The organism is Thermosynechococcus sp. HY596 (genome assembly GCF_030518715.1).
GTDB lineage: Bacteria > Cyanobacteriota > Cyanobacteriia > Thermosynechococcales > Thermosynechococcaceae > Thermosynechococcus.
Genome location: NZ_CP130346.1, coordinates 756,964 through 769,213, shown reverse-complemented (window position 1 = coordinate 769,213; position 12,250 = coordinate 756,964). Strand labels below are relative to the sequence as shown.

Genomic DNA, 12,250 nt, shown 5'->3' with positions numbered 1-12,250 from the left:
CACTCTCCCTTGCAGGCAACGGCCATGGGGCAATTAGAATTACGACGCCCAACGATCAAGGATTTAGATAGCATCGTTCAACTGGATCAGGTGTGTCTGAAGGGCTTTTGGTCGCACCAGGGCTATGCCCGTGAGTTGGAGAATCCGCAACATACGCTGCTGGTGGTGGCCACCCTTGATGGGGTGTGCGGCTGTGGCGTGAGCTGGGGGATTGCCGATGAATTGCACCTTGTGCTGTTGATGGTGCATCCGCAGTACCGGCGGCAGGGGTTAGCGGGGTTACTGCTGTGTCGGCTCTTGCAACTGGGGCATCAAGGGGGCGATCGCCAGTGGGCAACGTTGGAAGTACGCGCCAGCAATGCAGCCGCCCAACGACTCTATCAGCACTTTGGCTTTGAACTGGTCGGACGGCGTCCCCACTACTACGAGAACCCCCCAGAGGATGCCCTGATTCTTTGGCGCAATCACCTCAATACTCCCGAAATGGGGCAGGAACTTGAGCAGCACTGGCAGCACTGGCGATCGCGGGTTGAGGCGCAAGGTTGGTTGCTCAGCGATCGCACTGAGAGAACCTAGGGGTGACATATTGCGCTTTGTTACGGTGCTTTCTCCGACCCTGGGGCTGGCGAACGATAATGAAAGGGACACCTTTGGGAGACCTGTCTCATGAACTTGCTGGAACAGTTGCGACAAATGACAGTTGTGGTCGCTGATACGGGAGACATCCTCGCCATTGAAAAATTCACCCCCCGCGATGCCACCACGAATCCCTCGTTGATTACAGCTGCTGCCCAAATGAAGGAGTACCAGCCCATTGTCGATGAAACCCTGCGCAAAGCCAAAGCTGATTTGGGGTCTGGTGCTACTCCCCGTGAGATTGTCTCCCTTGCTGTGGATCGCTTGGCGGTGGCCTTTGGCTTGAAAATTTTGCAAATTATCCCCGGTCGGGTCTCAACGGAAGTAGATGCGCGGCTCTCCTACGATACAGAAGCTACAGTGCAAAAGGCGCGGGAGTTGATTGGCCAATACGAAGCCGCAGGCGTGGGGCGCGATCGCGTGCTGATTAAAATTGCCTCGACTTGGGAAGGCATTCGTGCAGCCGAAATTCTCGAAAAAGAGAGCATTCACTGCAATTTAACCCTGCTGTTTGGCTTCCATCAGGCGATCGCCTGCGCTGAGGCGGGTGTGACATTGATTTCCCCCTTTGTTGGGCGCATTCTCGACTGGTACAAGAAAAAAACAGGTCGTGCCGAGTATCCGGGGCCTGAGGATCCAGGGGTGATTTCCGTCACCAAAATCTACAACTACTACAAGAAATTCGGCTATCCTACCGAAGTGATGGGCGCTAGCTTCCGCAACATTGGCGAAATCATTGAACTGGCCGGCTGCGATTTGCTCACCATTTCCCCGGCCTTGCTCCAAGAGCTACAAAATACCAGTGGCGAGCTAAAACGCAAGTTGGATCCGGCGATCGCTGCCACCCTTGACATTGAAAAAGTCGCTATGGATGAAGCCACCTTCCGCAGGATGCACGCGGCTGATGAGATGGCCAGTGAAAAACTGGATGAGGGCATTAAGGGCTTCACCAAGGCACTGGAGACCCTTGAGGATCTCTTGACGCAGCGACTGGCCCGCCTTGAAGGGGCGGAAACCCTCACCCATGCAGCAGAAGAACTCTTCCATGTCTATGACCTCGATGGCGATGGCATTATTACCCGCGAAGAGTGGCTGGGAACGGATGCAGTGTTTGATGCCCTCGATGCCAACCACGATGGTAAGGTGACCCCGGAGGACATGGGAGCAGGCTTGGGGGTGGTGCTGCACTTGGCCAAGGCCAAATAACAAAGACCAACTTGGCAGTCTTGCATCAGCATCCCCTGTGCGTCACAGTGGAAGAAGCGTTCATAGCTGATGCACCAACGATGTCTGATACTTCTCCCTCCTTTCAGCAATTCCTCAGGGATTGTGAGCAATTGGGGCTACTGCGCCTTGTGGTTACAAACGAAACTGCCGTTCTGGAGGTGCGATCGCCCCTCACCAAGGTTTTCTATGCTGAACTGCCCAAGGGGCGCTATGCCAATATGCACACGGAGGACTTTGAGTTTCACCTGAATATGGATCAGGTGGCCAAAGTTCGCTTCGAGGAGGGGCAAGCCAAGCGGGGCAACTTTCCCACCTACGCCATTCGCTTTCTCGATGCCAATGAAAAATCTGTCCTCAGCGCCTTTTTGCAATGGGGCAAACCCGGTGAATACGCCGCAGGTCAAGTGGCAGCTTGGCACGCCCTGCGGGAACGCTACGGTACAGAGTGGCAACCCGTGGTGGCCGACCTTGAGGCAAAAGCGTCCAGCGCAACCCATGGATAGGCATCTATGAGAGTCGTTGTAACCGGTGCTACTGGATTTGTCGGGCAGCAGGTCGTCAGCGCCCTGAGCGATCGCGGCGATCACGTGGTTGCCTTAGTACGCTCCTCGGCGAAAGCCGCCAAACAATTCGCTGGCATGACCCATGTTGAATGGGTGGGCTATACCCCCAAAGCCGCCGGGGACTGGTTTGCTGCCCTTGAGGGGGCGGATGCAGTAATTAACTTGGCAGGAGAACCCCTTGCCAATGGTCGCTGGACAGCGCAGCGCAAACAGGAGATCTACGATAGCCGGGTTGTCGGCACACAGCAGTTGGTGCAGGCGATCGCCCAATGTCAACAGCGCCCGCAGGTATTGGTCTCCACCTCTGCCATTGGCTACTACGGCACTAGCGATACAGAAATGTTTGTCGAAACCCATGCAGCGGGAAATGATTTTCTGGCCAAGGTCTGTGTGGACTGGGAAGCGGCTGCCCAAGGGGTAACGGATTTAGGGGTGCGGTTCGTAATTCTCCGTTTTGGCATTGTCCTCGGCGAGCAGGGGGCACTGGCCAAGCTCCTATTGCCCTTTCAGTTATATCTAGGGGGGCCCCTTGGCTCGGGTCAGCAGTGGTTTTCGTGGATCCATCAGCAGGACTTAGTGCGCCTGATTCTAGCCGCAGTGGATCAAGCGGGAATGCAGGGGGTTTACAATGCCACCGCCCCAGAGCCACTGACGATGGCGGACTTTTGCCGGGTATTAGGAGAGGTGATGCAGCGCCCCTCTTGGTTGCCTGTGCCTGCCCCAGTTCTCCAATTGCTGCTTGGGGAAGGAGCTGATGTGGTGCTCAAGGGGCAGCGGGTCTTGCCGGAGCGAACGCTGGCTACGGGATTTCAATTTGACTACCCCAACGCCAAGGCAGCTCTCACCAACCTCCTAAAACCACGATATACTGATGGTTCCCGCTAGTTTGGTGCAAGATGGTGGAATTGACCCCCGCAGCCATTCAAGAGTTGGAACGTCTCCAAGCCCATGGCGTCAGTCGAGGCCAAGCAGCCATTCTGCGGATTCAGGTGCAACCCAGTGAGTGCAGTGACTGGCGCTACGATCTTGCCCTTGTGGCCGAACCCGAGCCGACGGATGTGCTCACCCAGTCCCAAGGCTGGACGATCGCGATCGCGGCGGAAGCGGCTGAGATGTTGCGGGGCTTGCGGGTGGATTACATCGAAGACTTAATGGGGGGCGCTTTTCGCTTCCACAATCCCAATGCCAGTCAAACCTGTGGCTGTGGCATGGCCTTTCGGGTGAGCGGATCGTAGGTTTCAGAAATCACTATGGGCAATACGTTTGGGCATCTCTTTCGCGTCACCACCTTTGGTGAATCCCACGGGGGCGGTGTGGGGGTGGTTGTGGATGGCTGCCCTCCCCGATTGGAACTGTCAGAAGCGGATATTCAAAAGGAACTGGATCGCCGCCGCCCCGGCCAAAGTCGTCTCACGACCCCTCGCCAAGAGAGCGATCGCTGTGAAATTCTCTCCGGGGTCTTTGAGGGCAAAACCCTCGGCACGCCCATTGCGATTCTGGTGCGCAACAAGGACACTCGCCCCGAAGATTATGCCGAAATGGCACAGGTCTATCGTCCCTCCCATGCAGATGCTACCTATGACGGCAAATACGGGATTCGCAACTGGCAAGGGGGTGGGCGTTCCTCGGCACGGGAAACCATTGGGCGGGTTGCAGCGGGGGCGATCGCCCGCAAAATTCTGGCTCAAGTCGCGGGTACCGAAATCATTGCCTACGTCAAGCGGGTCAAGGACATTGAAGCCATTGTTGATCCTGATACCGTGGCAGCGGCTGCCGTTGAGGCGAATATCATGCGCTGTCCCGATGCCACCACCGCAGAAAAGATGATTGCCCTTGTGGATGAGGTGCGGCGGCAAGCCAACTCCATTGGCGGTGTCATTGAGTGTGTGGTTCGCAATGTGCCTGTCGGCCTAGGCTCCCCCGTCTTTGACAAACTAGAAGCAGATCTTGCCAAGGGGGTGATGTCGCTGCCCGCCAGTAAGGGCTTTGAAATTGGTTCTGGCTTTGCCGGTACCCTGCTCACGGGTCAAGAGCACAATGACGAGTTCTATACCGATGAACAGGGGCGCATTCGCACCCGCACCAATCGTTCTGGGGGGGTTCAGGGGGGCATCTCCAATGGCGAAAACATTATTTTGCGGGTAGCTTTTAAGCCCACCGCCACCATTGGCCAAGCCCAGAAAACCGTGAACCAAGCGGGTGAAGAAACCATTCTAGCGGCAAAAGGGCGGCATGATCCCTGTGTGTTACCGCGAGCGGTGCCGATGGTCGAGGCAATGGTAGCTCTCGTTCTCTGTGACCATCTGCTCCGGGATCATGCCCAGTGTCATCTGCTGTTTTAGCGACTGCGATTGAGGGCAATCAGTAACCGCAGGATAAAGATAAACAGGTTGATGTAGGTCAAGTACATCGAAAGGGCAGCAGAGAGGTACTGATCATCGCGGTAGGTACGGGGCAGCACAAAGAAGTCCACCACCGCAGCCCCCACAAAGAGCACGACACCAATGCCAGAAATCGCAATTTCCAGAAACGTGGGTGTAAAGACACCAAAGAAGCTGAAGACTAACTGGAGAACGAGCACCACCAGCAGGGCAATAATCCCCAGTTGTACCGTTTTGGCAAGGGCAAAGCCATCGCGTTCCGACAGATTGGAACCAATGGGACTAGCGGCCATAAACGTGATGCCACAGCCGCCAGCGGCAATGATGATCCCCATAATGCCCACGGTGCTGAGGGCAAGGGCAATCAATCCAGAGAGCGTATAACCCGATAGCAAACTGTAGGTGGCCAACAGGGGTAGGGCTAGCCCATTGTTCCCTTTGCGAGCGGCTCCCTGCGCCACAAAAAAGAGGACAAGTTCAGCAATAATGGCCACAATAAACGTGGGCATGAAGAGTTGGGGCGCAGCAGCAAGCACGCCCAGACCACCCCAGCTACCCACCGCCGTCAGGACGAGGCCACCACCGACAAAGGGCAGGGCATTGCGAATCACATTGGGACCGACGATCGCGCTACTACGCGCCTCGCGAATCGCCTCTTGAAAGTTACTGGTACTACTCACGGGAATCCTCCAAGGGTGGTGAATAGACAACACAGCCAGATGGCATAGTTCTATTGTGCCAAAATTCCCAAGGGCACCTAGCTGGCAACAACCACGGAGACCTCTGGTGGCGGGGCGGTTATCTCTAATGGCGGATAGAATTGGGTCAAGACACTCAAGGATAGATGCTCCACCGTTGGGTAGTATCCCAGCCATTGACTGGCTAACTGGGCAAATTGTTCGGGTATCCCACTGACATAAAAGTGCACTTGGCCTTGGGGGCAAGGAGTCGCTAAATTCATGGCTTCTAGTTTGCGCACTGTTGCACGGGCAACGGCATGGGCAGGATCAAGGTGATGAACCGTTGCGGGCAAATACTGCTCAATCACAGGGCGCAGGTGGGGGTAATGGGTGCAACCATAAATGAGGGTATCGGGGTCAAATTGAACTAGGGGGTTTAGGGTCTGACAAACAATGCGGTGGACGCGATCGCCCTCTAGGCAATTGCTTTCCACAAGGGGGACAAACTCAGGGCAAGCCACTTGAGCGATCGCCACTGTGGGTGAGAGTTCCTGAAGTGCCCGTGCATAGGCACCGCTTTTAACCGTTGCGGGGGTAGCAATGACACCAATGCGCTTTCCCAGCGTGACTGCCATCTTGGCAGCGGGGACAATCAAGCCAAGGATCGGAAAGGGAAACTCACTGCGAACCTGTGCCAAGGCAAGGGCTGAACTAGTATTGCAGGCCATTACCGCCATCTTGACGCCTTGGGAATGCATCCACGTCAAAATCTCCCGCACATATTGCAGGATTTCACTGCGGCGGCGAGTTCCATAGGGCAACCGTGCTGTATCCCCAAAGTAGAGAAACGATTCTTGGGGTAAAAGGCGTTGGAGTGCCTGTAAAACCGTTAGGCCCCCCACCCCACTGTCAAACACGCCAATCGCTCCCAGAGGATTTAGCCCTAGGGATGTCTTGTGCCAGTTGTCCACTCGAACCTCGACCTCACACCAACAAAAATGACATTGCCCCGTTCAGCAAGAGAGCAACCACAGCCAATCTACCGCCCTTTTCACCGGGATGAAACACGCTCCAAACCGTGAGAGCCACAATACATCCCCTCTATGGACGCTAGGTCTGAGAAAAGGGCTGTAGTGCCACTCTAGCAGGTTTTGCCAAGAACCGAATAATTGACGCCAAGACCGAACATAGGGTGCTATACATTGAATCACAGAGCACCTGTGGCTGTAAGTTTCGTCACCCCCTACTGGGGAATTATGGTGTGAGGATAGGAAAAACAATGCTCAGTCAGGAACAGCTCACCAGTTCCCAGGAGTGTGAGCGCGCATGGATTGAAATTGATTTGGCGGCCTTGGCAGCCAATACCCAACATCTTCGCCAATGGCTGGCACCAACAACGGAACTTTTAGCCGTGGTGAAAGCAGATGCCTATGGTCATGGTGCCCTCACGGTGGCACAGACGGTTTTAGCCCACGGTGCAACTTGGCTAGGGGTGGCAACAATTCCCGAAGGGATTGCCCTACGGCAGGCGGGGATTACAGCGCCAATTTTGGTCTTGGGATCCGTCAATTTGCCCGTGCAGGTGCAGATGATGGCCGAGTGGCAGCTTCAGCCCACCCTCTCTACACCCAAGCAAGCCCTAATTTTCTCCGACTACGCCGATCATCTGCGGGAACCCCTTGATGTCCATTTGATGATTGATACGGGCATGTCTCGCTTGGGCTGTCCGTGGCAAGATGCCGTGGGTTTTGTGCAGTTTGTGCAGCGGTTACCCAACCTCCGCATCCAAGGGATTTATTCCCACTTTGCCAGTGCCGATGACCCTGACCCCAGTTTGATGCACCAGCAGCAGGCCTATTTTGAGCAGGTGTGTCAAGAACTTGCTCCCCTTGGGTTGGGATCGGTGCGGCGTCACATGGCGAATTCAGCCGCCACCTTGGCCAATCGCAGTAGCCACTATGACATGGTGCGGATTGGTTTGAGTCTCTACGGTGTGTATCCTGCCCCCCATTTACGGGAGGTGGTGCCGCTGCGACCAGTCATGCAAGTGCGATCGCGCATTACCCTGTTGAAGGAGATTCCCGCCCATACGGGCATTAGCTATGGCCACCAATTCATTGCCCCCAAGCCGATGAAAATTGCCGTTGTTGGCATTGGCTACGCCGATGGGGTGCCCCGCCTTCTTTCCAACAAGCTTGAAGTCTTGGTTCAAGGAAAACGGGTGCGCCAAGTGGGAGCCATTACGATGGATCAACTGATGATTGATGTCAGTGACATTGATGGCTTGCAAGAGGGGGATGTCGTCACGCTCCTAGGCGAAGATGGCGAGGATTGCCTAACCGTAGAAACTTGGGCGGATACCCTAGGCACAATTACTTGGGAAATTCTCTGCGGCTTCAAGAACCGCTTGCCGCGTATTCCTGTCTCCTGAATTTTGCTACTCTCCTTCAGAGGTGAGTTCGCCAATGTCCTCGAACCAGAGCTGGGGATGTTGCGTAATAAAGTCCCGCATTAACTGCTGGCATCGCTCCAAGTTCAGGTCAATCACCTCAACGCCGTGGGCTGCCATGAACTCCCGCGCCCCCGGAAAGGTCTGGGATTCACCCGCAATCACTTTTTTGATGCCAAACTGCACCACCGCACCGGCGCAGAGATAGCAGGGCATGAGGGTTGAGTACAGTACTGTATCATCGTAGCGACCGATGCGACCCGCATTGGCCAGACAGTCAATCTCCGCATGCAGAATCGGACTGCCCCGCTGCACCCGTTGGTTGTGGCCGCGACCAATGATTTGGCCATTGCGCACCAAGACCGAGCCAATGGGAATGCCGCCCTCTTTGAGTCCTTGCTCTGCCTCGGCGATCGCTGCCGCCATAAATTCATCCATGATTGTCCGCCTGAGCAAATGTTCATTCCTAGTAAACGTCTTTTTCTGAACAGGTGTCTAGTCTTGGTATGATGCAAGCCAGAATCTGCTGGTGTCAGTGTCCATGATCAAGTTTTTGGTAACGGGTGGGGGTGGTTTTATTGGCGCCAACTTTGTGCGCTTAGCCCTTACGGAAGGCTGGGGTGCAGTGCTCAACCTCGATAAAGTGACTTATGCCTGCCACCCTGGAACCTTGGCCATGCTGGAGCAACTGCCCAATTATCAGTTTGTCAAGGGGGATGTGGGCGATCGCCCCCTTGTCCAAGAGCTATTGCAAACCTTTCAGCCCGATGCCGTGATTCACTTTGCTGCCGAAAGCCATGTGGATCGCTCCATCAATAGTCCCCAAGACTTTATCCAAACCAATGTTGTGGGCACCGCCAATCTCCTAGAGGAGGTCAAAACCTACTGGCAACAGTTACCCACTGGAGCACAGGAGCAGTTCCGCTTCATTCATATTTCCACCGATGAAGTCTATGGCAGCCTTGGCCCTGAAGATCCGCCCTTTCGCGAAGACAGCCCCTATGCCCCCAACAGCCCCTATGCCGCCTCAAAGGCCGCCTCAGATCACCTTGTGCGTGCCTACCACCACACCTACGGTCTGCCCACCCTGACAACCAATTGCTCCAACAACTACGGCCCCTACCAGTTCCCCGAAAAACTGATTCCCCTGATGATCTGCCAAGCCTTGGCGGGGCAACCGCTACCCATTTATGGCGATGGTCAAAATGTGCGGGATTGGCTCTACGTTGAAGATCACTGCCGCGCGGTCTATACCGTCTGGCAAAAGGGGCGGGTGGGGGAAACCTACAACATTGGTGGCAACTGCGAAAAGCCGAACCTTGAGGTGGTGCAAACCCTCTGTGATCTGCTGCAAACCCTTGTGCCCCGGTCTGATTTGAATTACCGCAGCTTGATTACCTTTGTGAGCGATCGCCCCGGCCACGATCGCCGCTACGCCATTGACGCCCGTAAAATTCAGCGAGAATTGGGGTGGCAGCCCCAAGAAACCTTCAGCAGTGGCCTCGAAAAGACGGTGCAGTGGTATCTTGCCCATCAAGATTGGGTGGAAGCAGCGCGCACCGCCGACTACAGTGCTTGGCTGGCAACCCACTATGGCAGCGTTCTTAGTCATTGCCCATGAAGGGAATTATTTTGGCCGGTGGCTCTGGAACCCGCCTCTATCCCCTGACGCAGGTGGTCAGTAAACAACTGATGCCCATCTACGACAAGCCAATGATTTACTATCCCCTCTCAATTCTGATGTTGGCGGGGATTCGGGAGATCCTCATTATTTCTACCCCAGAGCACCTCTATCTTTTTGAAAAGCTTCTAGGGGATGGTCATCAGTGGGGCTTGTCCCTCAGCTATTGTGTGCAGCCTCAGCCCAATGGTCTCGCGGAAGCTTTTATCCTAGGGCGGGAGTTTTTACAAGGAGAACCCGTCTGCCTCACCCTTGGGGATAATCTGCTCTACGGCCATGATTTACCCCAAAAATTGCAACAGGGGGCGCAATTGACGGAAGGGGCAATGATTTTTGGCTATCGGGTGGCCAATCCGCAGCAGTACGGTGTGATTGAGTTTGATGCCAGCGGTCGCGTCCTCGGCATTGAGGAAAAGCCAGCAGTACCCAAGTCCAACTATGCGGTGCCCGGCATCTATTTCTATGACCATCAAGTGTGCGATCTGGCAGCCCAGCTTCAACCATCGGCGCGGGGGGAACTGGAAATCACCGATCTCAACCGCCTTTACCTTGAAAAGGGACAACTGCGGGTGGAATTGCTGGGACGCGGCTATGCGTGGCTGGATACGGGTACCCATGATCTGCTGCAACAGGCCAGCAGCTTCATTCGCACGCTGGAGGAACGGCAGGGGGTGAAAATTGCCTGCTTAGAGGAAATTGCTCTGCATCAGGGCTACATTACCCCAGAGCAACTTTATGAACTCGCCCAACCCCTGCGCAAAAGTAGCTACGGTCAATATCTCTTGCAGGTGTGGGCAGAAGTCACTGGAGGCATTCATGCTTAAGGTACAACCGTTGGCGATCGCTGATGTTCTGCTTTTGGAACCCCGTGTCTTTCGCGATCAGCGGGGCTTTTTCCTAGAAAGCTTTAATCAACGGGCTTTTATGGCCGCTACAGGCTTAGAGGTGACCTTTGTCCAAGACAATCACTCTGCCTCACAACAGGGCGTGCTACGGGGATTACACTACCAGCACCAACAGCCCCAAGGCAAACTCATTCGCGTCATCGAAGGAAAAATTTTTGATGTCGCAGTCGATTTGCGGCGTTCCTCGCCCACCTGTGGCCAATGGGTAGGGGCTTGGCTCAGTGCAGACACCTTCCAGCAACTGTGGATTCCCCCTGGCTTTGCCCACGGCTTCTGGGTGCAATCAGCCACTGCCCAAGTGCTCTACAAAACAACGGACTACTACAATCCGGGGGATGAATATACACTGCTGTGGAATGATCCAACCGTCGGCATTCAATGGCCGATCGACAGCGACCCCCTCCTTTCTGTCAAGGATCAGCAGGGCAAGTCTTTCAACGAACTTCCCCTATTTGCTTGAGATAAAAAATCCCTCCCCAATTGGAGAGGGACACTCAGACGAGGATACGATTAGGCTCTACAGAGCGTTACCACGGGGAAGTACCTCTTCTGGGAAGACAAAGTTTTCATGGGGTTGGTCTTGGGGCGCCATCCAAGCGCGGATGCCCTCGTTCAAGAGCAGGTTCTTCGTGTAGAACGTCTCAAACTCAGGGTCTTCCGCTGCCCGAATCTCCTGGGAAATAAAGTCGTAAGACCGCAGGTTCAACGCCAGACCCACCACGCCAATCGCACTCATCCACAGCCCCGTTACGGGCACAAACAACATGAAAAAGTGCAACCAGCGCTTGTTCGAGAAGGCAATCCCAAAAATTTGGCTCCAGAACCGGTTCGCCGTCACCATCGAGTAGGTCTCTTCCGATTGGGTGGGGCTAAAGGCACGGAAAGTGCTGGCGCCTTCGCCATCTTGGAAGAGGGTGTTCTCCACTGTGGCACCGTGGATGGCACACAACAGGGCACCGCCGAGCACACCGGCCACCCCCATCATGTGGAAGGGGTTCAAAGTCCAGTTGTGGAACCCTTGGAAGAACAGCAGGAAGCGGAAGATGGCAGCCACCCCAAAGCTGGGGGCAAAGAACCAACTGGATTGCCCCAAGGGGTAGATCAAAAAGACGCTGACAAAGACGGCAATGGGGGCACTGAAGGCAATGGCGTTGTAGGGACGGATGCCCACCAAGCGAGCAATTTCAAATTGCCGCAGCATGAAGCCAATGAGGCCAAAGGCGCCGTGGAGGGCGATAAAGGTCCACAGACCACCGAGTTGGCACCAGCGGGTGAAGTCCCCTTGGGCTTCGGGACCCCAAAGGAGAAGAAGGGAGTGCCCCATGCTGTTGGCGGGGGTGGAAACGGCAACGGTGAGGAAGTTGCAGCCTTCGAGGTAGCTGGAGGCGAGGCCGTGGGTGTACCAAGAGGTCACAAAGGTGGTACCGGTCAGCCAGCCCCCGAGGGCAAGGTAGGCGCAGGGAAACAGCAGGATGCCTGACCAGCCGACAAAGACAAATCTGTCACGCTTGAGCCAGTCGTCGAGGATGTCAAACCATCCCCGTTCTGCTGGCGCTCGTCCAATTGCGATCGTCATAAAACTCAACTCCAAAAGGAAGTGATAAAGGCAGATTCGTGAGGTAGCTCAATGGGACGATAAGAGCCAAGTTTACGAATCTTAATAACGACTCTAATCTAGCAAAGGCGTTTTGTGGATTTCAACAACGCATAGATCCCAAGATAGGGCGG

General features: G+C 55.1%; 14 protein-coding genes. 10 read left to right on the top strand and 4 right to left on the bottom strand.

Features of this window, described 5'->3' with window-relative positions; all coding sequences use genetic code 11:
- Positions 1-24: 24 nt before the first annotated feature.
- From rimI to aroC, 6 genes are all read left to right on the top strand, one after another.
- Positions 25-576, top strand: a complete 552-nt coding sequence (rimI, locus tag QYC28_RS03900) for a ribosomal protein S18-alanine N-acetyltransferase (RefSeq protein ID WP_302679874.1) — start codon at positions 25-27, stop codon at positions 574-576.
- 90 nt (positions 577-666) lie between these two features.
- Entirely contained in the window at positions 667-1,842 is a 1,176-nt protein-coding gene (locus tag QYC28_RS03895) for a transaldolase (protein ID WP_286668950.1), read from the top strand.
- 80 nt (positions 1,843-1,922) lie between these two features.
- Complete coding sequence (locus QYC28_RS03890) at positions 1,923-2,366, top strand: ChuX/HutX family heme-like substrate-binding protein (RefSeq protein ID WP_302679873.1); 444 nt, start codon at positions 1,923-1,925, stop codon at positions 2,364-2,366.
- A gap of 6 nt (positions 2,367-2,372) precedes the next feature.
- A complete protein-coding gene (locus tag QYC28_RS03885; protein WP_286649896.1) occupies positions 2,373-3,311 on the top strand; it encodes a TIGR01777 family oxidoreductase in 939 nt (312 codons plus the stop codon).
- An 11-nt stretch (positions 3,312-3,322) separates the two neighbouring features.
- Positions 3,323-3,661 (top strand): iron-sulfur cluster assembly accessory protein, encoded by a 339-nt coding sequence (locus QYC28_RS03880; protein ID WP_286626684.1) that lies wholly within the window; start codon positions 3,323-3,325, stop codon positions 3,659-3,661.
- A 15-nt stretch (positions 3,662-3,676) separates the two neighbouring features.
- Complete coding sequence (gene aroC / locus QYC28_RS03875; RefSeq protein WP_286626682.1) at positions 3,677-4,768, top strand: chorismate synthase; 1,092 nt, start codon at positions 3,677-3,679, stop codon at positions 4,766-4,768.
- On the opposite strand, the gene QYC28_RS03870 is transcribed toward aroC, so the two are convergent.
- The gene (locus tag QYC28_RS03870) at positions 4,765-5,487 is read right to left on the bottom strand and encodes a Bax inhibitor-1 family protein (protein WP_190278207.1); all 723 of its coding nucleotides are present in this window, start codon (positions 5,485-5,487) and stop codon (positions 4,765-4,767) included. The genes aroC and QYC28_RS03870 overlap by 4 nt on opposite strands.
- Before the next feature lie 77 nt (positions 5,488-5,564).
- Positions 5,565-6,458 (bottom strand): glutamate racemase, encoded by an 894-nt coding sequence (gene murI / locus QYC28_RS03865; protein ID WP_149818353.1) that lies wholly within the window; start codon positions 6,456-6,458, stop codon positions 5,565-5,567.
- A gap of 308 nt (positions 6,459-6,766) precedes the next feature.
- Between murI and alr the strand changes: the two genes are divergently transcribed.
- The gene (gene alr / locus QYC28_RS03860; RefSeq protein ID WP_302679872.1) at positions 6,767-7,918 is read left to right on the top strand and encodes an alanine racemase; all 1,152 of its coding nucleotides are present in this window, start codon (positions 6,767-6,769) and stop codon (positions 7,916-7,918) included.
- 6 nt (positions 7,919-7,924) lie between these two features.
- Here alr and QYC28_RS03855 read toward each other — a convergent pair whose 3' ends face one another.
- Positions 7,925-8,374 (bottom strand): nucleoside deaminase, encoded by a 450-nt coding sequence (locus tag QYC28_RS03855; protein ID WP_302679871.1) that lies wholly within the window; start codon positions 8,372-8,374, stop codon positions 7,925-7,927.
- A 103-nt stretch (positions 8,375-8,477) separates the two neighbouring features.
- Between QYC28_RS03855 and rfbB the strand changes: the two genes are divergently transcribed.
- From rfbB to rfbC, 3 genes are read left to right on the top strand one after another with little or no spacing between them, the layout of a single operon-like run.
- Positions 8,478-9,557: a dTDP-glucose 4,6-dehydratase gene (gene rfbB, locus QYC28_RS03850; RefSeq protein ID WP_302679870.1), complete on the top strand. Its 1,080-nt coding sequence runs from the start codon at positions 8,478-8,480 to the stop codon at positions 9,555-9,557.
- Positions 9,554-10,441, top strand: a complete 888-nt coding sequence (gene rfbA / locus QYC28_RS03845) for a glucose-1-phosphate thymidylyltransferase RfbA (protein WP_149818348.1) — start codon at positions 9,554-9,556, stop codon at positions 10,439-10,441. The genes rfbB and rfbA overlap by 4 nt, the downstream gene beginning before the upstream one ends.
- Complete coding sequence (gene rfbC / locus QYC28_RS03840) at positions 10,434-10,982, top strand: dTDP-4-dehydrorhamnose 3,5-epimerase (RefSeq protein WP_302679869.1); 549 nt, start codon at positions 10,434-10,436, stop codon at positions 10,980-10,982. The genes rfbA and rfbC overlap by 8 nt, the downstream gene beginning before the upstream one ends.
- A 57-nt stretch (positions 10,983-11,039) precedes the next feature.
- Here the strand turns inward: rfbC and psbD are convergent, their stop codons facing one another.
- On the bottom strand, positions 11,040-12,098 hold the full coding sequence (psbD, locus tag QYC28_RS03835; protein WP_149818344.1) for a photosystem II D2 protein (photosystem q(a) protein): 1,059 nt from the start codon (positions 12,096-12,098) through the stop codon (positions 11,040-11,042).
- Positions 12,099-12,250: the final 152 nt, after the last annotated feature.

Bases quoted from the DNA above. Each gene is read 5' to 3' on its own strand.
- aroC (WP_286626682.1), top strand. From the start codon at position 3,677: ATGGGCAATACGTTTGGGCATCTCTTTCGCGTCACCACCTTTGGTGAA.
- rfbC (WP_302679869.1), top strand. From the start codon at position 10,434: ATGCTTAAGGTACAACCGTTGGCGATCGCTGATGTTCTGCTTTTGGAA.
- QYC28_RS03895 (WP_286668950.1), top strand. From the start codon at position 667: ATGAACTTGCTGGAACAGTTGCGACAAATGACAGTTGTGGTCGCTGAT.
- QYC28_RS03890 (WP_302679873.1), top strand. From the start codon at position 1,923: ATGTCTGATACTTCTCCCTCCTTTCAGCAATTCCTCAGGGATTGTGAG.
- QYC28_RS03880 (WP_286626684.1), top strand. From the start codon at position 3,323: ATGGTGGAATTGACCCCCGCAGCCATTCAAGAGTTGGAACGTCTCCAA.
- QYC28_RS03855 (WP_302679871.1), bottom strand. From the start codon at position 8,374: ATGGATGAATTTATGGCGGCAGCGATCGCCGAGGCAGAGCAAGGACTC.
- QYC28_RS03885 (WP_286649896.1), top strand. From the start codon at position 2,373: ATGAGAGTCGTTGTAACCGGTGCTACTGGATTTGTCGGGCAGCAGGTC.
- alr (WP_302679872.1), top strand. From the start codon at position 6,767: ATGCTCAGTCAGGAACAGCTCACCAGTTCCCAGGAGTGTGAGCGCGCA.
- rimI (WP_302679874.1), top strand. From the start codon at position 25: ATGGGGCAATTAGAATTACGACGCCCAACGATCAAGGATTTAGATAGC.
- rfbA (WP_149818348.1), top strand. From the start codon at position 9,554: ATGAAGGGAATTATTTTGGCCGGTGGCTCTGGAACCCGCCTCTATCCC.
- rfbB (WP_302679870.1), top strand. From the start codon at position 8,478: ATGATCAAGTTTTTGGTAACGGGTGGGGGTGGTTTTATTGGCGCCAAC.
- psbD (WP_149818344.1), bottom strand. From the start codon at position 12,098: ATGACGATCGCAATTGGACGAGCGCCAGCAGAACGGGGATGGTTTGAC.